Source organism: Methylobacterium sp. WL119 (genome assembly GCF_008039875.1).
Lineage (GTDB): Bacteria > Pseudomonadota > Alphaproteobacteria > Rhizobiales > Beijerinckiaceae > Methylobacterium.
In genome coordinates this window covers 62,223-88,284 of record NZ_VRUU01000005.1, presented here as the reverse complement: position 1 = coordinate 88,284, position 26,062 = coordinate 62,223, and the positions used below count along the sequence as shown (strand labels likewise).

Sequence of the window (26,062 nt, the reverse complement as noted above, 5' to 3'; positions counted from 1 at the left end):
GTCGCGACCGGGGCAGGGCGCCCGCACGTCTCGCGACGAATAGGGGAATGACGGGGTTCGCCCGCGGGGTCAAGCGGCTACTGAGCCAGCACGGTCGAAACCACCGGCGTCACCGGGGTGTAGGTCGTGCAGGACGACGTGATGACGACGGTGAGCCCAGCCGGGTAACGGTCGGGAATGTCCTGACGCCGGACGGCGTACCCCGCCGCCGCGACCGGAATGCATTCGAGCGGTCCGATGGTCGCCCCGGAAGCTGGTGCGGACCCACTGTTCAGCAGCGCGAGGAAACCCGCCGTCGAGCTCATCGTGATGCTGTAGCCGTAGAGGTTGGTCGAACCGCTCTTAACCGCGTAGGCGGTGGATGCGCTCGCGCCGGCCGGCGTGATACCGCTGGCGGTATCGGCGGTGGGCCGGAGAAGTGCGGGCTGTGTCACGCCCGAGCCATCAACGCGAAGGCCGCCCGCCGTTGTCAGGCTCAGGGCCTGCGTCGTCCCTGTCGCGTAGGACGGTGCGGCCGTCGTGACCGCAGCAGGCGTGGCGACGAGCAGGTTCGCGTTCGCCTGCTTCAGCTGGCCGATGACGGTATTGGCGTTGGCAGCATCGCCCGGCGCGCCGAGGGCCGCGATCTCCGAAGCTTGGTTCGCAGCGGTCGCCGCACCGTTCAGCGTGCCGAGATTGAACGTCGGCGTCGCAGCAAAGGCCGGCAGCGTGCCGGAGATGCCGAACGCGGTGTTGGCGATCGAGCCGATGCTGGCCGATCCCGCGCCGAGCACCCACGTCCCGCCCTGGTAGGCCAGCACCGGCCAGCGGTTGGCAGACGTGTCGGTCGCGGCCGGTCCCTGCGTGACCGTGCCACCGCTTCCGCCGGAGCCGCCCGTGCAGCCCGCCTTACAGGTCACGTTCAGCGGGTTCGCCGGCGTCCCGATCGGGGCGCCGTTGTCGTCGACGAGTTGGTTGGTCTCCATCGCCGTGCGCGCGAACTCGGCCGGCTGGAGCGCGACGATGAGAGCCGCGGCGAGGATCAGGCGACGCATCGGATCAGCCCCCCATCAGGGCGCGGACGCGGCCCGGGTTGGATTTTTCGAGCTTGGCGAAGTCCGCCTCGCTCATGCTGGCGAGCATCTCCAGCGTGATCTCCCCGGCCGGCGAGCCGCCGGCGGCCGAGAGCGACAGGGACGCCTCCTGGCCCTTGCTGATGCGCGCGGCGCGCTCGGCCGGGGTCTCGGCGGCGGCTGCCGGCATCGGGGTCGGCTCGGGCGCCTTCGGAGAGAACCCGCGGCCCTTGGCCATCTTCAGGATCAGCGCGGCCGGGGATACGCGCCGGGCGATCGCCGCCTGGACCAGCTGGAATTCCTCCTCGCGCGCGGTTTCGACGGCCTGCTGCTGGGTCAGGCCGGCGGCGAACTGCAGCTCGTTCACGCGACCCGAGAACAGGTGCTCGTAGGCGTCGGCGAAGGTCGGATCGGCGGCGACCGCGGTGCGGATGTCGGTCTGGTAGTGGCCGATGACGGTGTTGCGCTCGGCCTCGGCCTGACGCGCGGTCTCGGCCTGCTTCTGCGCCTCGGTCATCTGACTCTGGCCGGTGCGCACGGCTTCCAGCTGCTTCTCCAGGTGCTTCACGTAGCCGAAGATGTCCTCGGCGGGGTCCGGCACCTTCTCGGGCTCGGCGGCGGCGGCCGGCTGTGCGGCGGCGGCCGGCGCCGGGCGGTTCATCGCCTCCGACAGGATGCGGACCCGCTCGTCGACGCGGGCGTGGCGCTCCTGCAGCTCGGCGAACTGGCGCTCGACGGCCTTCCGGCGCTCGCGCTCCTGGTGGAACGCGCCGTGGCGGACGAACTTGCCCTTGTTCTCCTCGGGAGCGCCCTCTTCGTTCTCGGGGTCGATGACCTCGCCGGGGGCCGCAGCAGCGGGCTCGGCGGCCGCTGGAGCGACCGGCGCAGCGGCGGCCGGCTCGACGGCGCCCACGGGCTCTGGAGCGGCGTCACCGCCCTCGCGCATCGCGTCCCAGGCGGCCTGATCTTCGGTCGAGAAGGCGTCTTCGCCCATGCCTTCGGCGTGGTCGTTCATGTGGAACCTCGTGACGTGATGGAGACGGATGCCGGCGTGCGCCGCCGGCGGGCGTAAGGGGTCAGGCGGCGAAGCCGGCCTGTGCGGGCGCCTGAGGCGGCGCGGCCATCGCCGCGACCTTGGCGAAGCCGTCGAGGGTGTCGTGATGCGTCAGGCCCGCCTCGCGGCCGGCCTTGGCGTTCTTCAGGTTCGCGCCGGCCGTCATGTCCTGGATCTTGGCGAGCGCGGTCTGGACGGCGATCTGCTGGTGCTGCTGCTGTTCCGGCGACGGTTGCGCTGGCTGGGCGAGCAGCTCGCGCATCTTGGCGACGAACGAGTCGGGGAACGGCGAGTAGGGCAGGACCTCGAGCAGGACCTGCGGGGTGATCATGTCCTTGATGATCGGCAGGACGCTGGTGAAGGTCTGCCAGACGACCTGCTGCTGGTTCGGCGAGGACGGCGCGTCGTCGATCACCACGTCGTAGTCGCCGGCGGTCTTGTCCCGCAGCATCGGCACGATCCGCATCACGCCTTCGCCCATGATCCGAACCAAGCGTCCGTCCGAGAGGAAGGTCTGGATCATGTAGAGGCGCACCCGACCGATGTGCTTGCGCGCGCGCCGGAGGCTGTCGAACAGCGAGGCGAGGATCGTCATCGCGGCCTGCTTGCGCTGGTACTCCAGCACGCCGGCTTGGTCGTTCTGCTTCTGGCCGAGCAGCTCGAGGTTCACGCCCGAGGCGTCGCGGATCGAGCCAATGGCGAACTCCATCAGCTGGTAGTGGCCGGCCGGCAGGACCGGCAGCGGCTTTTCCTTCATGCGACTGCTTTGCAGGGTACCGTCCGTCACCCACGAAATGGCGCCGGGCTTGCCGTAGCTCGCCTCGAACGCGGCTTGGTCGGGCACCGCAGTCTTCTCCATCAGCAGGCCGCCCTTGGCTTGGCGGTTAAGCATGTCGAGGGTCTGCGAGAGCCACTTGTTCGCGAAGCGCTGCGGGTCGCGCATCGGGCGCACGATGCCGAACCACGAGTTCCGGTTCTGGTCGCGGTCGCCCGTGATGCAGGCGTAGGCGAAGCGGTCCCCGGCGGGCGAGGGCGTCTCCTTCAGGATCGTGTTGCCGAGGAAGGCGCGGCGGTAGACCCGCTTCGTGATGCGGCGGATGTCGACCTGCATCCCAAGCGCGGCGGCGCGCCGCTCGAGGACGTCGGCCTTGGCCGGCTCCATCTCCTGGCTCTCGCCCGTGGTCGGGTCGGTGACGATGGCGACGCGCTTGCGCTCCCACCAGGTCGCCTCGACGATGGTGACGCGCGAGGTGCCGTCAGAGACGTCGCCGGGGCGGTCGCTGCGTTTCTGGTCCGGCTGGATCTGGTGGTGCTGCTCTCCGTCGCGATCCTCGGCCCAGGCCGCGTCGAGGTCCTCGGGGTCGGCGTCCGGGAACAGCCCGCGCGCCTCGGCCATGTCCATGCTCTTGGCGCGGAACAGGCGGCGGGCGTCGACGAGGTTCCGCTTCGTCGCCGAGGCGTCCCAGATCATCTCGAGCGGGTTGACCCGGTCTTCGACGTAGTCGCCGTCCGGGTTGGTCTCGTAGTCGAGACGCATTTCGACCCAGCCCATGCCGCAGATCGCCGTGTCGACGAATGCGTCCGACTCCTCGTCCTCGGCCTCGGCCTCGTCGGCGAGGTAGCGCGAGCCCTCGGTCAGCAGCTCGTTCAGCGCGGCGTCGCCGACCTCCCGGGGCAGATACTGGATGTCGAGGCGGGCGTTCACCTCCGCGCCAGCCACCGCCTTGATGATCGGGAGGACGCGGTTGAACGTGATCGGCGGCCGGCCCTGCTCGCGCAGGGCGGCCTCGTCCTCGGAGGCCCACTGGTGGCCGGCGACCATGTCGAAGTCGATCCGCGCGTCGGCGCGCCAAGCCGAGGACGCATCGCGGTCGGTGCGGTACCACGCCTTCAGCTTGCGGAAGCGGGCCTCGCGGTCGAGGTCGGCCTGCTCCTCGGGCGAGCGCGCGTCGGCGCCGGCATCGTCGTCGATGTCGCTCATGCCGCCCATGCCGATCCTGAGGGTTGTGCCTCGCTGCGCCGGCGGCGCGCGTAGCGGTCGTTGGGGCCGTCCGGCGGAGCGTCGTCCTCGCGCGGCTCGGCGATGCCGACGGCGAAGTAGCGGAAGGCGTCGGAGCCGTGGCTGGCCCAGTCGTGCAGCGGGCTCTTCGAGAAGGCCTGCGTCTTCTCGTCGACCTCGTAGCGGTAGTTCCGCAGGGCCTGGAGCCCGTCGGCGCACCGCTCCTCGTCGAACCAGCACCGGGCGAAGATCTTGCGGGCCGCGTCGATGCCGGCCGCGACCGAGAGCTTCGGAGTAATCCGGACGCGATGCCCGGCCGCCCACATCTGCTGCTCGATCGTTCGCTCGGATGCGAGCAGCTCGTTCCGCGCGTCGTGCGGCAGCCAGTGCTCGCCGTAGACGTAGCCCGGGACGCCGTCCTTGCCCTCGGAGCGCGCCTTCAGCACATCGAGGTAGTGCTGGAGCGCGAAGCCGCGGTTTTCGTAGAAGTCGATCAGCCGGAACTCGAACCCGACGATCTGAGCGAACCAGATGCTCGTCTTGTCGGCTCGGCCCAGGTCCCAGAAGGTGTGGACCGGCTTCGACGGGTCGTAGGCGACCTTCGTGAAGCGGTTCTCACGAGCCGCGGCGAGGATCTCGTTCGCGTAGATCGCGCCGTCGAGGACCTGCTTGCAGTTGCCGCCCCAGACCGTCTCGTAGGCGATCGGGTCGCGCGCCTTGAGGTCGAGCGCCTCCTGCCGGAGCACGTCCGGGAACCACGGGTTGTCCTCCCAGCCGATCTTGACGACGCGCGCGCCGGTCGGCGGCTTCTTCACGAAGCGCTGGTAGGTCTCGTCGCCTTCGAGCTCGGTGTTGAAGCTGATCCAGATCTCCGAGCCTTCCTTGCGGATGGTCGGGATCAGCACGTCCCAGGAGGCCTTCGAGACAGTGCGGGCCTCTTCGACCCAGCACACGTCGACGCCCTCGGTCGACTTCACCGAGGCGACGTTGTGCCGGAGCCCCTTGAAGATGAATTCGGTGCCGTTCGCGCCGAGGATCCGCTTCTCCTGCGTGTCGTAGAAGCCGGAGAGGCCGAGGAGGTCGATTTGCTGGGCGAGCAGCGCGTGCGCCGATTCCGCGATCGAGTTCTGGAATTCGCGAGCGCAGAGCACCCGAAGCTTCCGCTGCGCGCCCATGATCACCAGGGCGCGGCCGAAGCCCCAGGACTTGGCGCCCCCGCGGCCGCCGTAAGCGATCTTGTAGCGTGCCGGCTCGAACAGGAAGTCGAGCTTCTCCGGAAACTCAACCTGCATGGACCGGCGGCGCCCGCACGAACGCGACCGTGATCCCGCCGTCGATCAGCGGCGAACCATCCTTGCCCGTGGCCTCGACCTGGCGCTTGTTCGTGAAGGCGTCGCCGCACTCTTTTGCGGCCTGCTCAAGCACCGAAGCCACGAAGGCCATGTTGCCCTGACGCTCGGCCTTCTCGGCGAGGCGCTGCAGCGTGCGGAGACGGACGGCCTTGTGCGAGATGCCGATCGTCGCCGTCTCGGCGAGGAACGCCGTGCGGGTCGCCTCGAAGATCTGACGGTAGCCGTCCGACAGGTTGGCCGCCGCCCGCTTGCCGGGATCGTAGGCTTCGACTGCCTGTCGGCTCACCTCGAGCCCGAATTCCTCTTTGACGGCCTTCGCCACCCCGGAGGGCGTATCGAAGCACGCAAGCTGTTGGACGATGAAGGTTTTTACCTCGTCGTTGAGCGTGGCCACGGCGCGAATCCTGTCAGGCGGAGGTCAAAGATCGGCCGCAGGTCCCGCAGGCGCCGGCGATGTCCGTCTCGCAGACGATCGGGGTGTGCCGGGCCGCCTCGACCAGCGCCGCGGTCTGGCCCGCCGCGTTGCCGACGCCGTAGCGCTCGACGATGCCGACGAACTCCTCGACGTCGTGGCCGCGGATGCCGAAGACGGGCCGGCCGGTCTGGCTGTTGAAGCGCGGCGCGCCCCAGCGGTCCTTCTTCTGGCCCGCGTGGTAGAGCTCGTGTTCGACCAGCGCGCAGAACGCGGCGTCGGAGCACTGGTCGGCGTAGTCGGCATGGAAGGTCAGCAGGAAGTCCGGGATCGACCCGAACCAGCCCGCGATCTGCATCGCCCACCGGGCCTTCGCCCAGCGGTTGCCGATGAAGGTCGCCTCCTCGCACATGCCGACGACGCCGTTGCCCTGGCGCTCGTTCGGGATCGAGCACCACAGGACGCCGAGGCTGGCATCGCGGAGGTGCGCGTGGTCCTCGTTCAGAAGCGGCGCGTCCTCGTCGATGAAGGTCGCGCGCATCCAGGCTTCGAGATCGACCGCGGGGGCGACCGGGTTCGCGGTGTCCGCGCCGGCCTGCCCGAGCAGGTCCGTCGGCGGGCGCGGGCGGGTGAGCATCAGCCGCGGCGCCGCTCGCACAGGATCTTGTGGCTCTCGCCGGGCTGCAGCGCCAAGTGCGTCGCGAGCAGCACGCCGACCTGCGCACATTCCGTCACCAGCGCGACGGGCTGGACGGCCATGTCGAGCGCCGTGTCACGCGAGCAGTCCGGGCCGGCGAGGTTGGCCGGACAGACCAGCGCGACGGCGAGGAAGCTGCGACCTTCGTCGGCGTGGGCTGGCGTGAACGCCCAGACCCAGCCCCAGCCGGCGGCGAGGATCAGCGCGACGCCGGCGGTGTGGCGGAAGCCGAGCACGTCGCGCATCAGTGCCTCGTCGGCGAGACGGGGAACACGTACCGCGCGGGGCGCGGCCGGGCGGGCGTCGCTGCCAGCGCAAGGCCGGCCAGGAACAGGAAGGCGCAGACGCGGGGCATGATCATGCTCTCGCAGATGTGGGCCGGCCCGGCCCGTTCTCGCCGCGCAGGGGCGCGCGGCCGTAGAGGTGGCGGGCGCGCCGCACCTGGTCGGCGCGAAGCCCGGCGAGGCGGCGGATGTCCGCAATCATGGGCACGGCGGCGGCACGGACCGCGGCGCGAGCCGCGTCGAGCTTCCGGTCGGTGACGACGATGTCCCGGAGCATTTCCGGGAGGCGGTCGAACTGCTCGGCGGTCATCACAGGCGGAACCTCTGCATGCTCGCGCGGCGGTGCTCACGCTGGTCGGAGGCCGTCCGGATTTCCTCGGCGAGGATCAGCGCGACCCGCTCCCGAAGCGGATTCGGCGCGATGCTCGCGTAGGCCTCGAAATCGATCGCGAGCCCTTCGGCTTCGGCGACGGAGCGACCGACGAGCGCCGCGACGCTCGCCTCCACCTGATCGATGAGGTCGGATGCGCGGCTCATACTCAGACCTTCTCGAAAGGATGTTCGGTGATCCGGGCCGAGCCGCCCGGCGTGAACTCGACGTGGAGCGTGTGCCGGGGCGCGCGGGTGGTGTTCGCGAGGATCGCGAGGGCGTCGACCCACTGCGCGGCGGTCGGGCGGCCGCGCTGGACGTTGAGCCCGGCGAGGGCGCGGGCGGTGGTCGCGGGGCTCACAGGAAGCTCCGGCCGGCGTTCTCGCGGAACAGCTCGCCGTCTTCCATGTAGCCCAGCGTCGTCTCGAGCTTCGCGTGGCGCATGTGCTTGGCCGTCAGCCGGAGGTCGGCCCCGTCGTCACCGGCCGACGTCGCGAATCCGCGGCGGGGCGAGTGGCCGCTGAAGGCCTCCGGGTCGAGCCCGGCCGTCGCACAGCGCGATTTCAGGATGCGGGCGAACTGCCCGGCGGTAAGGCGATCGGCGGAGAGACGACCGCGGTCGGCGCCGCGGAACACCGGACCGTCGGCGATACCCGAGATCTCGAGCCAGGCGGCGACGGCCGCGGGGATCTTCAGCTTGCCGTCGAGGATCGCGACCGAGCGGCCCATGCCCTGCTGATCGGTCTTGCTCTTGCCGATCCGGACGAGGAGCCCGCGGCGGTGGCGTTCCAGATTGGCGACGTCGAGCGCGACGAGCTCGGACCGGCGGAGCGCAGCGCCGAAGCACAGCAGGATCAGCGCGCGGTCGCGATGGCTCGCGAGGTCCGTTCCGCGGATGCGCTTCACGACCTTCGCCACCAGGTCGGCGGTGAGGGCCTGTTGCTTGTCCGGGCGGCGGCCGAGGGTGTTGCGGATGCCGGTCAGGATCGACCGGACCTCCTCGAGCGCCGTCGGCGCGGTGTGGCCGGCGGCGCGGTGCACGGCGGCGATGGCGGCGGCCCGGCGATCGATCGTCGAGACCGAGCGGCCGAGGCCGGCGAGATGGGTCAGGTAGCGCCCGACCGTGCGGCCCGATGCGGGCAGGGTGGCGTCGCCATGTTCGGCGCACCAGCCGAGGAAGTCGCGCCAGTCGGCGGCGTAGGCGCGGCGGGTGGCGGCCGACTTTGAGGCTGCAGCGAACCCGGCCGCGGCCTGGTCGAGCGCATCAGGAAGGGTCGCCGCATCCGTCGCCGGACGCACGATAACTGCGCCTCCGGCCATGCCGAAAACCCCGGTTTGGATGCACGAGAAGGGCGATTATCGTGCAGCCGCTCCGAGCGGCCGAACGATGGGATGGACCTCTTTTTTCGACCCCGCGTTAGGCCGCCAAGGTGAGGTCCGATGTCCTGGTCGAAGGTGCTGCTCGTTGCCCTACTGATCGACGCGACATCGATCGCCGAGACCCACGCTCAGGGGATGGCTTTGACGGTTCCGCGAGCCCCGGTTCCAGCCGCCGAACTTGCGCAAACGCCGCCCAAACGAGGGCCATTTGAGCCCACGAACGAGAGGCCGGTCCCGGCTGGTCGGCTTCCAAATCAGAAAATCGGCCCGAAGCGCGAACCTCGCACGGTCCACGACATCTGCATCGGTTGCTGACGGCGCTGCTCAGCCTCGCGCCGCGACCCGCTTCTGGGGCGTGCGATCCCGGATCACGACCTGGACCGAGCGCGCGCCGAGACGGCGGGTGCCGGGCTGGATCGAGAGCGGCGGCGGTGTGCCGATCGCGCGGACGAGGTCGGCGAGCAGCCGGTCCATGCGCCGGCAGTGATCGTCCTTGGCCTCGAGGTATTCGGCCTGGTCGCCGAAACGGGTGCGGCGCCCGAAGTCCCGGGCGGCGGCACGCATCTCGTTGGCAATCTGGATCGCGCTCATCGTGGAACCGATCATGGCACGGAACTGCGCTCACGTCTCCGAGGAGAACGCCTAAGCTGTTGAGCGGGTTCGCTGAAGAAGGGCGCCGGGCTTTCCACCTAGCTCGTCGCCCCGCCGGGCGATCGGGACCGTTATCAGGTCGGCTCCAGGCGGCACCTGTGCGCCATGCCTACCGTTCGGCGTGCGCTACACCGAACATCCGCCAGCCCCCTCGCGGTCCGAGGAGTGGTCACGGCTCTGGGGAAGGCGGGGCCCCGGCGACCCGTCCCGAGACCGCGGCAGCGACGGTGCCATCAGGCCCCTAGTGTGCTGGGGTAGTTTCGGTCTGACATGGAAACGCCCGGCGGCTTGTGAGCCCCGGGCGCATGTCTTCCGACGGTGGTGATCTCGCCTGTTTCGCCCGTCGGGTCAAGCATCTATTGTGCCCACCTACAAGCTTGGGTGCCATCCATGAATTTCGATGCTTACAGAAAAAACTGGCTACTGCTCGCGGCGGGCGCTTCCGCGAGCGTGACTTTAGGTCTTGCTATAGCCGACAAAACTGCGTCAGCAACAGTAGTTGCTGGATTTACTATCGCTTTAATATTCGTTCACAATCTACCTCTGTTAGAGAGCTTAAAAGGCTGGGGAGTCGAGGCCAAATTAAGAGAGCGAGCAGTTGAAGAAAAACTCGGTCGAGCCGAAGAAATGCTGGCAAGAATGGACGAGATATCTTCGGTGATTGGCCTTACAACATTGAATTGGGTTTTGTACGTAGGAATGATTGCATCGCCCGACTGGAATGAAAAAAGCGGCATAATCCGCAACATTAGGAAGCTTTACAAGGATCGGGAAATACCTGCAGAAGTTGCGGCAGTTGAACAAAAGATTATTCAAAGAGCGGGATGGCGTCTCGCCAATGCTTTCAACGAAGTTTTGATGAATAGATACGGAACGACCCCCAAACGCCTGCGCCTCATTGGTGAAGGCATCGATTGGAAAATAATAGAGTCCGAAGCCGCATTAAGATCAGAGCTGTATAGTTTGCGCGACAGCTTTGGCGCGCCCCAAAGCGATTTGGAAAAGATAGAACGTGGAATTGCTTTAGCAATTCAAAGCTTTTCAAAGATACTCGTTTTTGAAGAAGCCCCTCTTGATGTCGAAACGGGCGTTGCGCCGTCTTTGTATGAGGCAATGTTTGAAGAAAAATCACCGGAGAACTTACATTGATTTCGCAGTGCGCAAGCGCGGGTGTTCGCCGTCCGCCTGTCTTCCTTCACTTTGACGCCCCAAGTCTTTCGTCAGCGGGTGAACACCACCTCCCGCGCTCGCGCAGCATACTGATCGTCCGGCACCGGCCGCCCCGCCCCGGTCGCGGTGTGCTGACTCTCCACCAGGCCTTCGAGCAGGAGCCGGAAGTGCCCCGCGATCTGGGCCGCGCCTCGCTCCCCAGCCTTGCCGCGGGCGGCGGCGTAGGTCGCGAAGGTCTGGCCCTCGGAGAGGATGGCCCGGAGGAACCGGACACCAACCGCGCCGATCGCGCGCTCGAGGTGCCCGACGAATTTCTTGACCTTCTCGGCGTCCTCGATCGCGAAGATGATCTGCAGCTCGTGGGCGATGGTCTGATCGCGCGACCCGCCCGGGTTCCATCCGCCCGATCCGAGCTTCGCGCCCGAACCCCGCTCGAACACCGCCTGGATCATGCGGCCGACGAGGAACTGCGATTCCGTGATCCGGCCGGCGCTGTGCTCGGTTGCCAGCACGTCGACGCGGCGGTTGACCTGGCCGGTGCGGAATGAGCCCGGCGCGTAGGGATCGGCGATCGACGCCTCGCCGACCTCGATGTTCACGTCGCGGGCGGTGAGCGGGCCGAGCCGCCCGTTCTTCGCGCGGCGGCGTTCGGCAGTGGTGGTGGCGATCCGGATGGTGCGGGTGGTGCTGGACGACTGGCTGGCCGACGCGGTCACGGTTGCGTTCCCCTATGGCGCGGCGTCGTTGCCGGGCCCGTATTTTGGGGGTCGGACCAAATTGGCACAGTGGTCAAGGGCGATTGCATTCAGTTCTTGACGCACCCAGCGAGCACCAGAGAGACGGCAGCCTCCCTGTCCGACCGACAACGATCCGAACCAAGCATGCGGCCTCGTCGGTGATAGCAGCGTCGATCGAAAGCAAGAGGAGATGGGATGTCCGAACCGCCGCGGGATAAGGAGAGCGAAACTCCAAAGTGGCTTTGGGGTTGGTGGCTGCCGATCGCGGTCGCGGTGATTGTAACCCCGATGTTCCATTACTTCGGCAAGCCCCTACCCATGTTTGCCGGATGGGCTCCTGGGGCGCTTACGCTCCTTGCACAGGCACTAACGGTGGCGGTGATCGCATTGGTCCTCCTGATCCGGTTTCTGGTTCTCAAATGGAGGGGCTGATGGTTGGCTCCCCGCTCTTCTCGGACGTTTAGGGAGAGGTTCAGCCAACGTGCCGAGGCAGCTACAGCGCACAATCCGCCGTGCACATCACGAGGAAGATCTGTGCGAGCGCGAGGTCGACGTGCCGCTGCGCCGAGGTGCGGTTCCAGCCCCGCAGCCGGCAGGCCTCGCGGAATGCGCCGTCGTCGGACTGTGCGCGAGACCAGGCCTTCAGCTGCTCCCGGTGCTCCCGGTCCGGCACGTGCCGCTCGACGAGGCGCCGCATCCGCACGTCGGACGGCGCTTCACCGAGGCCCGGCATCGGCGGCTTGTCCGTGAGGCCTGAGATCACCCACGCCGCGACTTGGCGATGGCTGTACCGCGGCGGGTAGGCCAGGGCTCGCGGCCCCGGCGTTGGTGTGTTCGTCACGCATGCCGGCCTCTCCCGGCGGTTCGATCAGGGCGGAACTACTCGGCAGCCTGAAGGACCGGCGCACCGCGCCCGACCTGGATCGCCTGCGAGATTGCCGAGCGACGCGCGGAGTAGTCCGCCGACGTCATCGGATAGTCGATCGGCAGGCCGTGCTTCCGGCGGTAATCCGCAGGCGACAGCCCCCGCAGCGTCAGGTGCCGGCGCAGGGCCTTGTAGGGCTTGCCGTCCTCGAAGCTCACGAGCGCGTCCGGCCGGATGGAGGCGCGGATCTGCGCCTCGGTCGGCTTGGCGGGCGCGGGAGCCGCCGCGGGTTGCCCCAGGCCGGCCAGCGCCCCGTGAATCGTCCGGAGCATGCCCGGCAGCTCGGAGGCCTGGACGTGGTTCCGGGAGACGTAGGCGGCCGCGATCTGGGCGGTGGTGCTGGTGAGGTCGATCGGCTGGGCTTGGCTCGACATGGTGACGTCCTCTCCGGGCAGGAGAGAACGACCTTTCCCGATCAGTCCTGCCCGGACCTGTTCAGGAAGGTATTGGGGGTTTCTGGGGGTTTCTGGGGTTATTTTAGTACACCTACGCATCCTCGGCTGCGTGCGCGCGTATAGGGGCCGGAAAAAACCCCAGAAACCCCACAAAACCCCACCGGTGCGGACGCGCGTCATTCCTCGCCCGTCCCGTCCCAGACGCGGATCTTCGACAGCGCGAAGCGATTGCCGCGTTTCTCGTCCGCCCGCAGGTCGAGCCGCATCTGGCCGACCACGCGCCCGTGCATCTTCACGAGGCGCCGCCCTAGGCGCTTGCTCGACACGACAGGCCCGTCGCCGGCGATGCGCAGCAGCAGGTCGCGGAACTCGGGCCTCAGGAAGCCACCTCCGGTGTCCTTCTCGATGGCCGTGTCGATGACCTGGCTCGCCGTGTAGAAGGACGCCTCCGCGAGGTTGTCGCGCCAGTGGGCGAGCAGGCTCCGGATCTCCAGCAGCTCCGGATCCTCGTCGCGCATGGTCTCCATGCTCGCCGCCGGATCGGCCTCGCCGAGCCACATCAGGGCCGAGCGCACCGTGTCGGACCAGACGCCATAGCTCCCGAGCGGCACGCATCGCTTCGGGAAGCCGGCGACGCGATAGGCGCGCGCGATGGTGAGCGCCGCGGCAACGTACTTCCCGCGGTCCTCGATCACGCGCTGGATCGGATCGAATTCGAACTCGCGCGTCTCCGGTCGCTCCACGCCGGCGTCGAGCGTGCAGAGCACCGTCCGCCGCGTCATGTCGCCGACCAGCACCAGGTTGTTGCCGGTGGCGAATACCATTGACCGGCACTCGATCTCCGGCGCCTCGCTCGTCCCGAGCTTGCGGACGCGAACCAAGGGCCGCTCCGTCATCTGGCAGAGCAGGTCGCCGCCGAGCTCGCCGTTGACGTTGTCGATGGAGATCACCGAGACGGCGTTCAGGAGCAGGGCGCCCAGGCGCTTCTCGGTCTCCTCCTCCGTCTTGCCGACGGCGATCACGGGGCAGGGCCGGCCGAGCGCGATCGCCGAGAACAGGTCGACCATCAGGCTTTTGCCGGTGCCGGCGGTGTGCGCCCGGATGCCGTGCGCAGGCGCCGTCGGCAGTCCAGGTCGCAGCACCGAGGTGATGATCCCGGACAGCGCGACCGCGCGATCTACGGGTCCGACGAAGGGGAAGCCGGACAGCAGGTCGAGCAGCAGCTTCAAAGCCGCTTCCACATCGGCGCGGGTCGGTCGCTCCGGCAGGGGGCCGAGCGTGAAGCCCTCGTCGAGCATGACGAACAGGCGCGTCTCCGGATCATACCCGGGCTCAGACAGCAGCGTGCCGTCGGCGCGCAGCGTCGGCGTGGTGATGATCCCGGCGAGCGGCGGGAGGCGCCACTGCCCCTGCCGGGCCAGCATCGTCTCGGCCACCACCGGCGGTACGTCCATGTTCACGAAGGACTGCCGGCGCTCGTCCCAGCGCTGGAATCGCATCGTCTGCCCGAGGATGTCCGCGAGCGACGCTTTGCAGAGCGGGCGCAGGTGCGCGACGCGGGCGAGTTGCCCGCTGGTCGACGGCAGCAGCTCCGACACGGGGCGGACGAGCGCCCCGGCCCGGGTGAAGACGGGCGCACCCGCCTCGATCAGTGTCTCCTCGGCCTCGTCGACGACACGCGGCATCTCCGCCGCCATCACCTGGACGACGGGCAGGTCCCGGCCCCAGCGCGAGCGGGCGAGGTCCGCCGCCTCGCGGTTGAGCTTCTTCGTTTCGCGTTGGCCGTGGTGAAGCGTGACGACCTCGTTCATGCGGCTACCGACCGGATCGAGGACGTCGGCACGGTGATCCGCGGCAGGCGCACGCGCTCAAGCATCGCCTTGAGCTTCGCCCCGTGCGCGATGTCCGCGGCCTGGATCGACCCGGCCTCGAGCAGATCCGGCCGCGCGAGGCGCTCGTCGACCACGACGACACCGCGGCGGGACCCAGCGAGCCAGGTCAGCGGATCGGGAAACACGATAAGCGGATCGTCCGCCGTCGCCGGGCAGGGGTGTTCCAGCCCGAGGAGGCCGGTGCGCCCGAGCCAAGTCGCGACGCGGCCGGTGCGCGGGTGCCACGCGACGACGTCGAGCGGCGCGCCGCCGGCGTCGCGGGCGAGCAGCGTGTAGGCGACGACCCGCTCCACGTCCTCGCCCTGCAGATGGCGCAGGAACTCGAAGCGGCGGCCGCGCATGAAGGCGACGCGGTCGCGCAGCAGCACGTCGAATCGATGGGCCGGGCCCCAGGCCGTCAGGCAGCCGGTCAGGCCCTGGCCGCGCAGCCAGTCGAGGTCGACGGCGCGCAGCGGCGAGCCTCGCACCTGCTCGCGTTCGGGATCTACAGAGCGCCGGGCCGTCATGCGCGCTCCTCCCGAAACCGGGACTTCCGCGACAGCGCCGGCTCCTCGATCAGGTGCACGCGGTCGAGGTTCGCGAAGTGGTGCGCAGCGATCGCGATCAGCTGTCGGAGGTCTGCCGCCTCCACCCGGCGCGCTGCACCGGAGGCGTTCGTCAGACGGTCAAGAAGGGCGGCACGCTCGTCGGCGTCCCGCGCATAGCCATCGACGCGCAGCAGCACCGCGTCGAGGTCGTGAAAGCGATCGACCATGTCGCGCTCGGCGCGCGCCTGGTCGGCGATCCAGTCCGGAAAGGCTTCGCTCATGGCGCTACGCCGCCTGGCGGTGGTCGGTGGTGAACAGGTCGGCCGGCGCGCCCGTCTGGGCGCCGGCGGCGATGGCGGCCCGCGCAGTGCGGTCCTGGATTGGGGTCGGCGCCGGCCCGCGGCCGCGCGGCATGTCGGCGGGCTTCTCCAACCGCCAGCGACCGGCCTCGCGGACGAGGCGGCAGCCGAGCGCGGACCACACCAGCAGGCGCTGGACGGCGGGCGGATGGTGGGCGATGGCGCGAGCGTCGAGCATCAGAAGTCCTCGACCTCCCAGCCGCCGCCGTGCTTCTTCGCTAGGACGCGGATCGCCAGGAACCGCAGCGGGTACATTTCGGCTGCGACCTTGATCTTGACCCGCGCGTCGTCGCTCCAGTGGCCCTTGACCTCGTGGCACTCCATCGCGCCGTCGCCGCGCATCACGGCGAAGTCGGGCGTGTAGAAGCACCCGTCGGCGAGCCGGAACTTGAGGCCCTCGAACCGGTACCAGGCGACCTCACCGGCAGCCTTCAGCCCCTCAAGGTGCCGCGCGTACGCGGCCTCGGTCTTGTTCATCTCGCCGGTCTTGAGGCGTCCGAGCGCGAGAACGGACGCCCCCAGGCCGGCCTTCCGGGGCAGCACGGGGGCGTTCATGGTCAGGCGGCTTCCGTCTCGCGGATCTGACGGCGCGTGCGACGCGCGGTCTTGGGGGCGGCCTCCGGCGCGGGCTCCTGCGTCTCGGCGCTGTCGGCCGGGGCCCCGGCCCCGCCGTCTGCAGCATCCTCCGGCCCGAGATAGACCTTGCCCTTCTTCTCGATGATCTTCGACGCGAGGTCCGCCCGTTCCTCCTCGGTGTAGGCGGTCAGGTCGAAGGTCAGCCCGATCAGCTCGGGGGCCGCTTCGATCATGCGGAGCGTCGCAGCGTAAGACACGCCCTCGGCCTCAAGCGCCGTCTCGTCCACGCCCTCGTCCTCGCCGAGCGGCATCGCCCGCTGGTCGGGCTCGGCCCGCGCAGCGCGGCGCTGCCCGAAGAACTCGCCGACCTCGGTCAGAACCAGGATCGCGGAACCGCCCTTGTGCTCGGCCAGCCGCATCATGTTGTCGACCGTGAACGGGGCGTTCGCCGTCAGCTCGATCCCGCCGTCACCGAACTTGCCCTTGGTGGCGATCCGCACATCGAGGTGCGTAAAGCCCTGATGCGCGACGACAGTCATCGCCCGCCGGACGACCGTCTCGGCCAGCTTCTGGATGGCCTCGATCCGCCACTGCTGATCCTTCTCGGACAGCTGCGACCAAGGAATCTGCATGCCCCTCACCTGAGTGAGCAGCACGTCGCGGACGTCGCCGGACAAGGTTTCGGCCGCGAGCTGCGCGACGGCGGCGGCTTGCAGTGAGGTGTGTGCCGTGTTTTCCATGGTGCTCTCCATGCGGGCCCATCGCCCGCGTTCAGGGGGACCGCCCGGCGCCATGCTCCCCAGCAGGCCGGGCGGTTTTCGTACTGGGTAAGGTCAAGCTGCGGCGGGCGGCTTCTCGGTCTCCGTCGCCGGCGCCTCGGCAGTCGCTTCGGAGGTCGAGCCTGTGGCTGCGCCGGCGGCCGGAGCCGCATCGGTTCCGGGCAGCGTCGCCCCGGTCTGGCCCGTCGTCGTCACCAGAGCCGACAGGTGCTCGCCGAGGCCCTCGAGCGAAGCGTCGGCCGCCGTCGTGTTGATGCCCTTGTCCGCGGCCAGCTTGGCGACGGTCTCGCCGATCGCCTTCACCGAGACGGCGGTGGCCGCAGCGAGGGCGGCGGTCTGCATCGTCACCGTGGCGCTGAGCTTCACGTCCGAGGCGAGGGTGTCGATGGTCTGTTGCAGGCTCATGAGCTGGATCCGGATGCCGGCGAGGGGAGCCTGATCGGACGGCCGGCGGCGTCCGAACGGGAAGAAGGATTCGAGGAAGGCGCTGCGCACCGCCGTCAGGCCGCGGCAGGCGGCGTCGGAGCGGTCCCGCCGATCTCCGCGCGCAGGGCGGCGATCTCATCGCGCAGCGGCGCGACGGCGGATTCGATCTCGGCCGTGATGTGGTCCGCCAAATCCTTCTCGGCGGCCGCGAAGCGCTCGCGAGTCTCGGGGAACGCGCTCTTCAGGAGATCGAAAAAGGCGGACACGGGGTTGCGCATAGGGGCTCTCCTCGGGGTGACGGCGGAAGGTCAGGGATGCGGGCGGCCGTGCGGCAGACCGGCGTCGCGCCGTGGCACGCGCGGCTCCTCGACGACGGGCGTGCGGACCGGCGCGCGGGCGGGCTCGACGAGGTTCGCGTCGAGCGGCACTGCATCCCGCCAGAAAATCTCGGCCGGGCAGTGCGAGAGGTAGCCGTCGACGTACCGGACGAGCATGTCGCCGACGGCGGGCTGGCGCGCCGAGAAGCCCTCCGTCACCGGCACCGAGCGTTGCCCGCCGTTCGGCAGATCGACCGTGACCCACGTCGGACCAACGGCGGCGATCGGGTACGCCTCGACGCGCTTCACGGTCTCGAAGTTCGGGGCGAAGGGCGCCATCGATCAGGCCGCCTGGTTCGAGGCCGCCGACAGCTGCTCGCGCAGCAGGTAGGCCTCGAAGGCCCAGATCTGCCGGAAGGCGTCGTCGTAGGCGTAGCGCTCGCCGGCGGCCTGGTCGTAGTTCTCCGGCGAGACGCAGGCCGACTTGCCGACGAAGGTGAAGCCGCTCACCATCTCGATGATGCAGATCGTCAGCACGCCCGAGCGGAAGAAGTCCGCGCTGGCGATCTTGGCCTTGATCGCGTCCGCGGTGACACGCGGGGCGGTGGAGGCCTCGACGATGGCGTCCGCCTCGCCGCGGGTGATGGCCGGCGTGCCGCTACCGTCGGGAGCAGCAGAGGCGACGGCGTAGGTCGCCTGGAACACCGAGTCCCGGCACGGGTAGATCTCGCCCTCGACGCCGCGGATGATCCAGTCGCCGGGTCGCGCGATCATCACGCCCTCGGTCGTGAAGATGTGCACGTCGTCGTCCAGGCGAAATATCGCGCCGGGCTCGTGCGGATCCTTCTGAAGCGCTTCGCTGATCCAAGCGGGCGCGCCCCCGACGATGGAGGTGCCGGCCCAGAGTATCGCTTCCACGGTGACTGGCTTCTTCGTGTAGTGGCCCATGCTCGTGCTCCTGGAGGGTGAGCCGAGCGACGCCGCGCGCCGCCCGGTGGTGCGGGATCAGGCGGCGGGGACGACCATCCAGTCGTCGGCGAGCATGTCCGTCTGCGAGGCGAGCCAAGGGACGAAGTCAGCCTGCACGGTGCGCATGCAGATGAAGGGCAGCAGGGCATACTGCTCGGGAGCCGGGCCGACGTTTCCGCTCCAGGTCGTGACCAGCGAGAGCCACATGCCCTTGCCGTTCCACCCGGCGCGGGCGACGCGCAGGCCAGCCTTCAGGGCCTGGATCGCGTCGCCGAACGGCGCCACGCCCTGCTTGAGCGCCTCGTTCGCCGCGAACCCGCGCAGCTGCTCGCCACCATCCACCATCGTCACTCTCCCTCGTTCAGCGCCCGCCACAGCGGCAGGTCGTTCAGGCTCGGATCCGCCGCTGCCGGCACACCCGGCGCAGCAGACGAGCGGACCAGTGTGGATGCGGCCGACCGTCCTGGACGGCGCGCAGTTGCGCCCGCAGCCGGCGCCCGTCCCGACGCTCCACGAGCAGCCGGGCGATGGCTCGAAACAGCCGCATGGAGTTCCTCCCGGAGCAGGGCGTTGTTGGCGGCGGCGTCGTCCGCGGCGGCCTCGATGCTGGTGCAGAGCCGCCGGTAGGCGGCTGTGACGCTGAGCGCGTCGCGCAGGCGGATCGCGACGTCGGGCGAGCGGCCGACGACCTTACGGACCCAGGTGTCGGACTTGCCGACCATGCCGCCGAGCGCCTCGTAGGCACCCATGGTGGATAGGCCGTCGGCGCGTAGCTTCGCGACGAGCGCGACGACCTGCGGCCGGATCAGGCCGGCTTCGGCTTCGGCGGTCATCATCGGCCGACGCCCCTTGTTCTTTGACCACATTCGATCAGCCCCGCGTGCTTCAAGAGGATCGAAGCAACGGGAGCCGCGACGTGCAGCAGAGGAAAGACAAACGCGGCGGTGACACGAGCACGATCGACGGCCGGGAAGCTGAGGCGATCACGCGAGACGAGAACACGACCCGACGGGGCCGGCAGGCGTTGGCGCGCCTGATCCGGATGCACGGCGGGAAGGTCCAAAGAGGACGCGCGCCCGACGACAGGTCGGAACGAACGGGCGCGCGATCGGCCGGTGAGCCCGGCGCGATAGGGGACGGCCACGGTCACGACAGCGACCTCGCAATGAAACAGCAGGCCGCTGCGAGCGCGTCGATCACGCCGACGCCGACGAGATGCGCGGTGCCCCGCACGGCGGCGAGCGTGAAGCACGAGACCGACGCGGCGGCGAGCAGAAGAGCAAGGGCGCCGAACATGTCAGGCCACCCGCTCGATGGGAGCGAAGGCAACGACGTCGCCCCCGCCCACGAATTCAGTAACGGTCCCGCCCGAATTCGCGGTGACCACGATGCGAACCGAGTCGCCACGCTCCAAATGTTGGAGCACGGTCAGCAGATCAGGGTAGAGCGCCAGACGTTCGGCAAGCTCGCCCACCGCCGCGAGATTGGAAACCGCGACATGGAAGGTTTTCGCCCGTTGGAGCGCGTGGACGGCGCGCGGCCCCATCTCCAGGCATCGAGCCTGATGGGCGGCATCGCGCTCGCGCAGCACCGGCATGACCGTCTCGACGGCATAGGCGCATTGGGTGAGGTGAGCGCTCTGCGCCCCATCGGCCGACTGCATCGTGGTGAGCCCCAGGTCGGAGGGGGCCGCCACCGGATGGGCCGGCTGACCCTCCTGACGCTGGTCGGAGGCCGGGATACGCGGTGAAAGGGTTGGGACGCCTGCTGTGACGATGGGTTCGGCAGCGCAGGCGTCCCGCCGCACCCGGCCGACCAGGCCGTTGGTGGTGCGGATCTCGGAATGGGGGAGGGGCGCGCTTATCAGGCGCGACCACAGACGGGCAGGAAATGCAGCGCGAGCTCCCCGCTCGCCGTTGTCAGGAACAGCGTCTCGAAGTGCCGGTAGCCGTGAGAGTCGAAGAGGACGGTCAGGATCGAACCGTCGTCACGCCACCGGGCGCGCACCCGAAGACGGCAGACCGCGTCGACCGGAGCCCGGACTGGTGGTTCGGCGGGAACAGAGACGAGTAGGGCGAACGCGCTCATCGCACCGTGCTCCCCGGCATCAGCGGGAGCCCGGTCGCGCGAGCCGGCCGGTTCACCCGCGTGATCCGGATCGTGGCGCCCTTCCCGTAGGGGCCTTGCGAGCAGACGACGCCCTCGACGGGGATGCCCGTCGGACCCTCGGCGGTGAACGGCGTCGCATAGGTGTCGCGCTCGCCGCAGTTCGAGGTCCACCAGTGCGGGCGCTCGACGATGCGGACTTCGGAGTAGCCGGCGGCCTCGAGCACATCGCGCGACCCGTCGGGATCGGTGCAGCCGGCGAGCACGAGGAGGATGCCGAGCGCCACGCCGCGCGCGGTGAGCGTGCGGGGGCGGGTCATGCGCTGAGCTCGGTGAGCCCAGCGGGGAAGGAGCTCGTCCCGAAGAACTCGGGGCAGAGAAGCCGTCGGCTAATGCCGCACGCGCCTTCGATCTTGACCGCGAGGCGGGGTGAGCAGCGGCCCACCTTCTTCGCCTTGTTGATGGCGGCCTGTGAGACCTTGCAGGCCACGGCCAGCTTCGCTTCCGAGCCCTTGTCTCGGATTGCGGCTTCGATGAGGGGGCGTACGTCCGACATGGCCGGAAATATGAGTGCTTCGGTTGTTGGTTGTCAACAACCAGAATTCCCGAGCAGTTCCACAACCAAGGTTGTAGGATTGTTGGCGATGGCATGGCAGGACGAAATTCGAGAGGCTCGGCAGGCTAAGGGCCTGAGCCAAAAGGCGTTGGCGAACCTCGTCGGCGTCTCTCAGGCTGCCATCGCCAAGATCGAGACGAAAGACACCCAGACGACCGATCTGCTCGACAAGCTGTGCGAGGCGCTCGGCATCGACGCGGCAACCATGCCCGAGGAAGCGTTCGGGCGCGGTCGGGTCACCAGGCCGTCGATCGCGCAACCGTCACGCATCAGTGTGCCGGAATACGCGAAGGACCCGGCATATTGGGCCGCGGCCGCCGGCTTAATCGGGGATGTGCCCCTCTATGCGTCAGCTGAGGGTGGCGAAGGCGCGCTGATCATCGAGCGCGATCCGATCGGCAGTGCAAAGCGCCCGCCCCTTCTCCAAGGTGTGAAAGACGGTTACGCCATCTACCACGTCGGCGATTCAATGGTGCCTGAGTTCGAGCCGGGCGACACGCTGTTTGTGAACCCACGGCTTCCAGTGCTCGTGAACACATCGTGCGTCTTCTACAACACCAAAGCGGATGAGCCGCGCGCGATGGTGAAGCGCTTCCTTGGATCGACTGATGAGGAATGGCGCGTGAGGCAGTACAACCCCATGCGTGACTTCACTCTAGATCGCGCCGAATGGGGCCTCCGCCACCGTGTCGTGTCGAAGAATTTTCGATAGCGGTCAGAAAGGTAGGCTGTCCGGCCCCTCGCCGTCCATGTTCCCGTAGCTCACCAGCACCCGCGGTTCGTCGAAGTCGCCGCTTGAGATATCGCCAGTCCGCTCAAAAGCGATGACGGACGATTTTCGAGCTGACAGCCGTTCCGCAATGCGCCGTGCCGCAGCCTCGGTCCGAGCCTCCACGGGCGCGTCCATGCGAACCCCATCCCGTCCGCTGGTGAAGCTCTGGACGATGTAGAACGACTTCCGCGCAGGTTCCCGAGATCCCATGGCCGCCTCTAACCCTGAACACCATGGATGTGATGTTCCTGTTTTGTGCTACTCCTAGTCAACTGCGGTGGTTGCCTCCCACCTGTGGATAACCGCTGACAACCACGCGTGCTACTCGGGTAGTTGACAACCAACAACCTCGGTTATAACCTTTCTCCATCGCCGCTCACCGAGCCCGATGGAGCAAGACGATGCCCCTCTCCGAAATCCTGACCGTTCTCGCGTTCCCCGGTGCGGGCTGCATCGGCTGGCTCGTCGGCTACCACCTGCTCGGCGGCGCCCCAACCTTTGGGGAGGGCCGCTGACATGGCCGGCCTTCCCGCAACCGACGCCGACCGTCGCATCGGCGAACGCATCCAGTACGCTCGACAGGCGGCGCAGCTGACCCAGCGCGAGGTCGCCACCGCCGCCGGTGTCTCGGCCGCACAGCTGCAGAAGTACGAGAACGGCAAGAACCGCGTCAGCGCGAGCACGCTGCAGGTGATCGCCGACACCGTCGGCCGCCCGGTCGCCACCTTCTTCGACTGCCCGGCGCCGTGCCTGCCAAGCGTCGAGGGCTGCCGGACCTACCCGCCCGGCCTCGCCATCGTGGAGGCCGCCTGATGGCCGCCCCCAAGCTCCGCACCCCGGCCGACGCCACGATCAGCGCGCCGGCGCTGCCCGACGACCTCCGCCTCTCGACCGAGCGCTTCCGCGCAGACTGCCGCGCCCGGGAGGCCGCCTACCGCCTCGCCGAAGCCGACCGGGCCGTCGCGATGGCCGAGCACGGGCCGAGCCCGGCGTTCGCCGCCGCCGAGGCTGCAATGGCCGAGCACGCCGGCCGCTGGGCACAGGCCCGCCGCGACGCGCTCGCCGGCACCGACCTCATCCCCGCCCGTGACCGCAGCCCCAACCTGAAGGGCTTCCTCGCATGATCACCGAAGATCAGGCTCGCAAGAAATGGTGCCCGTTCAGTCGGGTCGCGCATAGCGCTGGCTTCGTAGGGGCGACGTCCTTCAATCGCATCCCGGGGACGCCTCCCTCGGCGGAATGCACCGGCTGCATCGCTTCCGACTGCATGGCCTGGATCGCGGCCGAGCAGACTTTCGACATCGCCAAGGATCGGTTCCTGATCCCGGGCGAAAGCTACAGCAGTCGCGATCCGAACTACGAGCAACGCCCGAACGGTAAGGGCTGGTGCGGCCACGTGCGGGGGCTCGACTGATGCCGTCCTTCACCGCGACCGACCCGCGCGACGCATCAGGCGACGCCTGCCTCGAGGTCGAGTTCACGATCGACCATCACGGCTCGGCCCCGCAGACCTACGGGCCGCCCGAAAACTGCGATCCGGGCGAAGCTCCCGAGATCACGATCGACGAGGCGCGGGACAGCACCGGCGCCGACGTCCTCTCGCTACTGACGCCCGATCAGTACGAAGCGATCGAGACCAAGATCCTCGAAGACTACGACTTCACCGCCCGCGACGAATACTACGACGGGGACTACTGATGAACCAGCACACGCCCATTCCGCCGCTGCCGAGCATTGCCGAGACCACCGGCCTCGCGTGCCGCCTCGTGGCGGCGACCGAGCGCGACAAGGACATCGCGACGATCGGCGAGCACCACGGTGCAAACCGGACGCTCGACCTCGACCTGATGAGCGACCTCTTTCGCGACTTCGGTTGGGCCATGCTCACCGACGAGGCGGCCTACTACCTGGCCAGCGCCTACGAGCGGCACGCCGAGCTGGCCGAGCGGATCAGCGTTGAGAACCGCGCGATCCGGGAGCGCCGGTCGTGAGCGCCGCGCCTCCCATCACGATCACCGCCGAGGAGCACGAGGAGCTGCGGTGCTTCGCCGAGCGCGTCGAGGCGACGTTCTGCATCATGCGCGCCGAGAACCGCACGCTCCGCCTGGCGCACGCTGGTATGCGCGACGCCCTCTACGACGTGCTCACCCTCCTTGGCGCCAGCCGCAACGAGGAGGCCTTCGACACCATCCGCGGCCTGATGACGGTCGCCGAGATCCACGCCCAGGAGATGCGGGTTTCGGCCCTGCCGGCGGGCGTGGCCGACCTCGCCGAGACGCGCCGCCGGCGGGTCGCGCCGCGGACGGACGGGAGGGCGCTGTGATCCTCACGCCCTTCTCCCAGGACGAGTTCGCCACGGTCCGCGCGGTCATGCGCGCCGGCCTCACCGACCTGCAGGTCCACCTGCTCGCCGCTCTCCGCGCCAACGCCCGGGGCGAGCCCGAGCACCGCGCCGACGGCTCGCTCTGGCGCGGCGTCACCCTCGCCGACGCCGACCTCGCCGGTGCCTCGCCCCGCCACTTCGCCGCCCTCCGCGCCGCCGGCCTGTTCGAGCCGGTCGGCATCGCGGGCGGCACCGTCCTGATCTCCCACGCCGCCGAGGTGCGCCCATGAGCCCCTACACCCGCGCCAATCTCACCCTGGCCCACAGGCGCAAGAGCCTCACCGCCCAGGGCGTGCGCCTACCGGTGCGCACCGGGGAGGGCGCCCTGCGCGCCCTCGTCGACGCCGACGGCAAGGTGTTCGCCGTGCTGATCCCGACCGGATCGGCCGCGTCCGACCACGCGCTCGCCGAGACCATCGCGACCGCCATCAACGCCGGCTGTGGCGTCCCGGCGCCCGACGTCGCCGCGCCACTCGACCCCCATCACGTCGCGGCCGTCCGCGCCGAGAGCCGCCAGCAGGCCGAGCGGATGAACCGCGGCCGCCTTCCCGACGCCGCGGAGTAGCCAGCTATGAAGATCGTTCAACTGCAGGCCGAGAACGTGAAGCGGCTCCGCGCCGTGTCGATCGAGCCCGACGGCAACATCGTCGAGATCACCGGGCGGAACGGGCAGGGCAAGAGCTCCGTCCTCGACGCGATCTGGTGGGCCCTCTCGGGCACCACGCACATCCAGGCGGTGCCGATCCGCAAGGGCGAGAACGAGGCCCGCATCCGGCTCGACCTCGGCGAGATCAAGGTCGTGCGCACCTTCAAGAAGCGCGAGGACGAGACCTTCGCCACGACTCTCGTCGTCGAGAGCGAGGAGGGCGCCCGCTACCCGTCGCCCCAAAAGATGCTCGACGCGCTCCTCGGCGCCTTGTCGTTCGATCCGCTGGCCTTCACCCGGATGGACGGCAAGGCGCAGATGGAGGCGCTGAAGCGCTTCGTCCCCGGCGTCGACTTCGCCGCGATCGAGAAGGCGAACAAAGAGGACTTCGACCGGCGCACCGCCTGGAACCGGGACGCGCGGACGCTCCGCTCGCAGGCCGCCGGCATCGAGATCCCGGCCGACGCTCCGGCCGAGCGTGTCGACGACGCGGCGCTCGTCGCGGAAATGGAGCGGGCCGGCGAGCAGAATGCGCTCATCGAGCGGCGGCGCGCCAACCGTGAGGCTGCTGCCGCCGAGGTAAAACGGCTGGACATCGAGGCCGAGCGCATCCGCGCTGAGATCGCGGCGCTTAACGACCGTCTGCGCGATGCCGAGGGATCCGCCGACCAGAAGCGCGGGCAGCTCGCCAACGCCGAGACCCTGCCGAAACAGATCGACACCGCCGCCCTGCGGGAGCGTATCGCCGACGCCGGCCGCGTCAACGCGCTGGTCGCCCGCCGCGAGGAGCGCGCCCGCATCGAAGCCCGCGCCGCGGAAGCCGAGGCCACGTCCGCCGCGCTGACGAAGGCGATGGACGAGCGCACCGCGGCCAAGCGCGAGGCGATCGCGAAGGCCGACCTGCCGGTGCCGGGAATCGAGTTCGGCGACGACGAGATCCTGCTGGACGGCGTGCCGTTCGACCAGGCGTCGAGCGCCGAGCAGCTGCGGACCTCCGTCGCGATCGCCATGGCCGCGAACCCGAAGCTCCGCGTGATCCGCGTCCAGGACGGCTCACTCCTCGACGAGGAAGCCATGCGGATCCTCGCCGAGATGGCCCAGGCCTCGGACTACCAGGTCTGGATCGAGGTCGTTCAGTCCGGCCGGTCGGCCGCCATCGTCATCGAAGACGGCGCGGTGCGCGGCACCATGCTCGTCGCAGCCGCGGAGTGACCAC

45 protein-coding genes are annotated in these 26,062 nt (G+C 69.0%); 12 read left to right on the top strand and 33 right to left on the bottom strand.

Going from position 1 to position 26,062, the window contains the following annotated elements; genetic code table 11:
- Positions 1–77: 77 nt before the first annotated feature.
- The 12 genes from FV227_RS04290 to FV227_RS04230 all read right to left on the bottom strand — a co-directional run bounded on the left by FV227_RS04290 (position 78) and on the right by FV227_RS04230 (position 9,191).
- Positions 78–1,034 (bottom strand): hypothetical protein, encoded by a 957-nt coding sequence (locus tag FV227_RS04290; RefSeq protein ID WP_147858373.1) that lies wholly within the window; start codon positions 1,032–1,034, stop codon positions 78–80.
- A gap of 4 nt (positions 1,035–1,038) precedes the next feature.
- Positions 1,039–2,067: a hypothetical protein gene (locus tag FV227_RS04285; RefSeq protein ID WP_147858372.1), complete on the bottom strand. Its 1,029-nt coding sequence runs from the start codon at positions 2,065–2,067 to the stop codon at positions 1,039–1,041.
- A gap of 61 nt (positions 2,068–2,128) precedes the next feature.
- Positions 2,129–4,087 (bottom strand): portal protein, encoded by a 1,959-nt coding sequence (locus tag FV227_RS04280; RefSeq protein WP_246686340.1) that lies wholly within the window; start codon positions 4,085–4,087, stop codon positions 2,129–2,131.
- Positions 4,084–5,397 (bottom strand): PBSX family phage terminase large subunit, encoded by a 1,314-nt coding sequence (locus FV227_RS04275; RefSeq protein ID WP_147858370.1) that lies wholly within the window; start codon positions 5,395–5,397, stop codon positions 4,084–4,086. Before FV227_RS04275 ends, FV227_RS04280 begins: the two co-directional genes overlap by 4 nt.
- Positions 5,387–5,851, bottom strand: a complete 465-nt coding sequence (locus FV227_RS04270; protein ID WP_147858369.1) for a DUF2280 domain-containing protein — start codon at positions 5,849–5,851, stop codon at positions 5,387–5,389. The genes FV227_RS04275 and FV227_RS04270 overlap by 11 nt, the downstream gene beginning before the upstream one ends.
- 13 nt (positions 5,852–5,864) lie before the next feature.
- Positions 5,865–6,506, bottom strand: a complete 642-nt coding sequence (locus tag FV227_RS04265; RefSeq protein WP_147858368.1) for a putative metallopeptidase — start codon at positions 6,504–6,506, stop codon at positions 5,865–5,867.
- Positions 6,506–6,811 (bottom strand): hypothetical protein, encoded by a 306-nt coding sequence (locus FV227_RS04260; RefSeq protein ID WP_147858367.1) that lies wholly within the window; start codon positions 6,809–6,811, stop codon positions 6,506–6,508. Before FV227_RS04260 ends, FV227_RS04265 begins: the two co-directional genes overlap by 1 nt.
- A gap of 112 nt (positions 6,812–6,923) precedes the next feature.
- A complete protein-coding gene (locus FV227_RS04255) occupies positions 6,924–7,160 on the bottom strand; it encodes a hypothetical protein (protein WP_147858366.1) in 237 nt (78 codons plus the stop codon).
- Entirely contained in the window at positions 7,160–7,387 is a 228-nt protein-coding gene (locus FV227_RS04250; RefSeq protein ID WP_147858365.1) for a hypothetical protein, read from the bottom strand. The genes FV227_RS04255 and FV227_RS04250 overlap by 1 nt, the downstream gene beginning before the upstream one ends.
- A 2-nt stretch (positions 7,388–7,389) precedes the next feature.
- The gene (locus FV227_RS04245; RefSeq protein WP_147858364.1) at positions 7,390–7,581 is read right to left on the bottom strand and encodes a hypothetical protein; all 192 of its coding nucleotides are present in this window, start codon (positions 7,579–7,581) and stop codon (positions 7,390–7,392) included.
- Entirely contained in the window at positions 7,578–8,519 is a 942-nt protein-coding gene (locus tag FV227_RS04240; RefSeq protein ID WP_187274675.1) for a site-specific integrase, read from the bottom strand. The genes FV227_RS04245 and FV227_RS04240 overlap by 4 nt, the downstream gene beginning before the upstream one ends.
- A 405-nt stretch (positions 8,520–8,924) precedes the next feature.
- On the bottom strand, positions 8,925–9,191 hold the full coding sequence (locus FV227_RS04230) for a hypothetical protein (protein ID WP_147858361.1): 267 nt from the start codon (positions 9,189–9,191) through the stop codon (positions 8,925–8,927).
- Between the two features lie 450 nt (positions 9,192–9,641).
- Here FV227_RS04230 and FV227_RS04225 point away from each other — a divergent pair, with 450 nt between their 5' ends.
- The gene (locus FV227_RS04225) at positions 9,642–10,400 is read left to right on the top strand and encodes a hypothetical protein (protein ID WP_147858360.1); all 759 of its coding nucleotides are present in this window, start codon (positions 9,642–9,644) and stop codon (positions 10,398–10,400) included.
- A gap of 71 nt (positions 10,401–10,471) precedes the next feature.
- Here the strand turns inward: FV227_RS04225 and FV227_RS04220 are convergent, their stop codons facing one another.
- Entirely contained in the window at positions 10,472–11,137 is a 666-nt protein-coding gene (locus FV227_RS04220) for a hypothetical protein (protein ID WP_147858359.1), read from the bottom strand.
- A gap of 216 nt (positions 11,138–11,353) precedes the next feature.
- On the opposite strand from FV227_RS04220, the gene FV227_RS04215 reads away from it, so the two are divergent.
- A complete protein-coding gene (locus FV227_RS04215; RefSeq protein ID WP_147858358.1) occupies positions 11,354–11,590 on the top strand; it encodes a hypothetical protein in 237 nt (78 codons plus the stop codon).
- A gap of 61 nt (positions 11,591–11,651) precedes the next feature.
- On the opposite strand, the gene FV227_RS04210 is transcribed toward FV227_RS04215, so the two are convergent.
- The 19 genes from FV227_RS04210 to FV227_RS28825 all read right to left on the bottom strand — a co-directional run bounded on the left by FV227_RS04210 (position 11,652) and on the right by FV227_RS28825 (position 20,985).
- A complete protein-coding gene (locus FV227_RS04210; protein ID WP_147858357.1) occupies positions 11,652–11,999 on the bottom strand; it encodes a hypothetical protein in 348 nt (115 codons plus the stop codon).
- Between the two features lie 38 nt (positions 12,000–12,037).
- Positions 12,038–12,457, bottom strand: a complete 420-nt coding sequence (locus tag FV227_RS04205; protein WP_147858356.1) for a MucR family transcriptional regulator — start codon at positions 12,455–12,457, stop codon at positions 12,038–12,040.
- 197 nt (positions 12,458–12,654) lie between these two features.
- Entirely contained in the window at positions 12,655–14,289 is a 1,635-nt protein-coding gene (locus FV227_RS04200) for a hypothetical protein (protein ID WP_147858355.1), read from the bottom strand.
- Positions 14,286–14,876, bottom strand: a complete 591-nt coding sequence (locus FV227_RS04195) for a hypothetical protein (RefSeq protein ID WP_147858354.1) — start codon at positions 14,874–14,876, stop codon at positions 14,286–14,288. Before FV227_RS04195 ends, FV227_RS04200 begins: the two co-directional genes overlap by 4 nt.
- The gene (locus FV227_RS04190) at positions 14,873–15,178 is read right to left on the bottom strand and encodes a hypothetical protein (protein WP_147858353.1); all 306 of its coding nucleotides are present in this window, start codon (positions 15,176–15,178) and stop codon (positions 14,873–14,875) included. Before FV227_RS04190 ends, FV227_RS04195 begins: the two co-directional genes overlap by 4 nt.
- A 4-nt stretch (positions 15,179–15,182) precedes the next feature.
- The gene (locus tag FV227_RS04185) at positions 15,183–15,434 is read right to left on the bottom strand and encodes a hypothetical protein (RefSeq protein ID WP_147858352.1); all 252 of its coding nucleotides are present in this window, start codon (positions 15,432–15,434) and stop codon (positions 15,183–15,185) included.
- On the bottom strand, positions 15,434–15,811 hold the full coding sequence (locus FV227_RS04180) for a DUF1064 domain-containing protein (protein WP_147858351.1): 378 nt from the start codon (positions 15,809–15,811) through the stop codon (positions 15,434–15,436). The genes FV227_RS04185 and FV227_RS04180 overlap by 1 nt, the downstream gene beginning before the upstream one ends.
- A gap of 2 nt (positions 15,812–15,813) precedes the next feature.
- On the bottom strand, positions 15,814–16,572 hold the full coding sequence (locus tag FV227_RS04175; RefSeq protein ID WP_147858350.1) for a hypothetical protein: 759 nt from the start codon (positions 16,570–16,572) through the stop codon (positions 15,814–15,816).
- Between the two features lie 93 nt (positions 16,573–16,665).
- The gene (locus FV227_RS04170; RefSeq protein ID WP_147858349.1) at positions 16,666–17,016 is read right to left on the bottom strand and encodes a hypothetical protein; all 351 of its coding nucleotides are present in this window, start codon (positions 17,014–17,016) and stop codon (positions 16,666–16,668) included.
- A gap of 95 nt (positions 17,017–17,111) precedes the next feature.
- Positions 17,112–17,315: a hypothetical protein gene (locus FV227_RS04165; RefSeq protein WP_147858348.1), complete on the bottom strand. Its 204-nt coding sequence runs from the start codon at positions 17,313–17,315 to the stop codon at positions 17,112–17,114.
- A 30-nt stretch (positions 17,316–17,345) separates the two neighbouring features.
- Positions 17,346–17,693 (bottom strand): hypothetical protein, encoded by a 348-nt coding sequence (locus FV227_RS04160; protein ID WP_147858347.1) that lies wholly within the window; start codon positions 17,691–17,693, stop codon positions 17,346–17,348.
- Positions 17,694–17,696: 3 nt separating this feature from the next.
- A complete protein-coding gene (locus FV227_RS04155) occupies positions 17,697–18,302 on the bottom strand; it encodes a Gp49 family protein (protein WP_210246695.1) in 606 nt (201 codons plus the stop codon).
- A gap of 57 nt (positions 18,303–18,359) precedes the next feature.
- Positions 18,360–18,668, bottom strand: a complete 309-nt coding sequence (locus FV227_RS04150; RefSeq protein ID WP_147858346.1) for a DUF2829 domain-containing protein — start codon at positions 18,666–18,668, stop codon at positions 18,360–18,362.
- 2 nt (positions 18,669–18,670) lie between these two features.
- Positions 18,671–19,159, bottom strand: a complete 489-nt coding sequence (locus FV227_RS04145) for a hypothetical protein (protein ID WP_246686341.1) — start codon at positions 19,157–19,159, stop codon at positions 18,671–18,673.
- Between the two features lie 310 nt (positions 19,160–19,469).
- The gene (locus FV227_RS28830) at positions 19,470–19,619 is read right to left on the bottom strand and encodes a hypothetical protein (protein ID WP_187274674.1); all 150 of its coding nucleotides are present in this window, start codon (positions 19,617–19,619) and stop codon (positions 19,470–19,472) included.
- A gap of 1 nt (position 19,620) precedes the next feature.
- A complete protein-coding gene (locus tag FV227_RS04140) occupies positions 19,621–19,986 on the bottom strand; it encodes a hypothetical protein (protein ID WP_147858345.1) in 366 nt (121 codons plus the stop codon).
- Between the two features lie 200 nt (positions 19,987–20,186).
- A complete protein-coding gene (locus tag FV227_RS04135) occupies positions 20,187–20,411 on the bottom strand; it encodes a hypothetical protein (protein ID WP_147858344.1) in 225 nt (74 codons plus the stop codon).
- Positions 20,408–20,749 (bottom strand): hypothetical protein, encoded by a 342-nt coding sequence (locus tag FV227_RS04130; RefSeq protein ID WP_187274673.1) that lies wholly within the window; start codon positions 20,747–20,749, stop codon positions 20,408–20,410. The genes FV227_RS04135 and FV227_RS04130 overlap by 4 nt, the downstream gene beginning before the upstream one ends.
- Positions 20,746–20,985, bottom strand: a complete 240-nt coding sequence (locus tag FV227_RS28825; RefSeq protein ID WP_187274672.1) for a hypothetical protein — start codon at positions 20,983–20,985, stop codon at positions 20,746–20,748. Before FV227_RS28825 ends, FV227_RS04130 begins: the two co-directional genes overlap by 4 nt.
- 88 nt (positions 20,986–21,073) lie before the next feature.
- On the opposite strand from FV227_RS28825, the gene FV227_RS04125 reads away from it, so the two are divergent.
- Entirely contained in the window at positions 21,074–21,757 is a 684-nt protein-coding gene (locus tag FV227_RS04125) for an XRE family transcriptional regulator (RefSeq protein WP_187274671.1), read from the top strand.
- Positions 21,758–21,760: 3 nt separating this feature from the next.
- On the opposite strand, the gene FV227_RS04120 is transcribed toward FV227_RS04125, so the two are convergent.
- Positions 21,761–21,952 carry a hypothetical protein gene (locus tag FV227_RS04120; protein WP_246686342.1) on the bottom strand — a complete coding sequence of 64 codons (192 nt, stop codon included), beginning with the start codon at positions 21,950–21,952 and terminating at the stop codon, positions 21,761–21,763.
- Between the two features lie 381 nt (positions 21,953–22,333).
- Here FV227_RS04120 and FV227_RS04115 point away from each other — a divergent pair, with 381 nt between their 5' ends.
- Genes FV227_RS04115 through FV227_RS04075 form a run of 9 tightly spaced genes read left to right on the top strand, consistent with a single transcriptional unit; the run spans position 22,334 to position 26,058 of the window.
- A complete protein-coding gene (locus FV227_RS04115; RefSeq protein WP_147858341.1) occupies positions 22,334–22,630 on the top strand; it encodes a helix-turn-helix transcriptional regulator in 297 nt (98 codons plus the stop codon).
- Positions 22,630–22,941, top strand: a complete 312-nt coding sequence (locus FV227_RS04110; protein WP_147858340.1) for a hypothetical protein — start codon at positions 22,630–22,632, stop codon at positions 22,939–22,941. Before FV227_RS04115 ends, FV227_RS04110 begins: the two co-directional genes overlap by 1 nt.
- On the top strand, positions 22,938–23,231 hold the full coding sequence (locus FV227_RS04105) for a hypothetical protein (RefSeq protein WP_147858339.1): 294 nt from the start codon (positions 22,938–22,940) through the stop codon (positions 23,229–23,231). The genes FV227_RS04110 and FV227_RS04105 overlap by 4 nt, the downstream gene beginning before the upstream one ends.
- Positions 23,231–23,515 carry a hypothetical protein gene (locus FV227_RS04100; protein WP_147858338.1) on the top strand — a complete coding sequence of 95 codons (285 nt, stop codon included), beginning with the start codon at positions 23,231–23,233 and terminating at the stop codon, positions 23,513–23,515. Before FV227_RS04105 ends, FV227_RS04100 begins: the two co-directional genes overlap by 1 nt.
- Entirely contained in the window at positions 23,515–23,808 is a 294-nt protein-coding gene (locus FV227_RS04095; protein WP_147858337.1) for a hypothetical protein, read from the top strand. Before FV227_RS04100 ends, FV227_RS04095 begins: the two co-directional genes overlap by 1 nt.
- On the top strand, positions 23,805–24,140 hold the full coding sequence (locus FV227_RS04090; RefSeq protein WP_147858336.1) for a hypothetical protein: 336 nt from the start codon (positions 23,805–23,807) through the stop codon (positions 24,138–24,140). The genes FV227_RS04095 and FV227_RS04090 overlap by 4 nt, the downstream gene beginning before the upstream one ends.
- On the top strand, positions 24,137–24,430 hold the full coding sequence (locus FV227_RS04085; RefSeq protein WP_147858335.1) for a hypothetical protein: 294 nt from the start codon (positions 24,137–24,139) through the stop codon (positions 24,428–24,430). The genes FV227_RS04090 and FV227_RS04085 overlap by 4 nt, the downstream gene beginning before the upstream one ends.
- On the top strand, positions 24,427–24,765 hold the full coding sequence (locus tag FV227_RS04080) for a hypothetical protein (RefSeq protein WP_147858334.1): 339 nt from the start codon (positions 24,427–24,429) through the stop codon (positions 24,763–24,765). The genes FV227_RS04085 and FV227_RS04080 overlap by 4 nt, the downstream gene beginning before the upstream one ends.
- Positions 24,766–24,771: 6 nt before the next feature.
- A complete protein-coding gene (locus tag FV227_RS04075) occupies positions 24,772–26,058 on the top strand; it encodes an ATP-binding protein (RefSeq protein WP_147858333.1) in 1,287 nt (428 codons plus the stop codon).
- Positions 26,059–26,062: the final 4 nt, after the last annotated feature.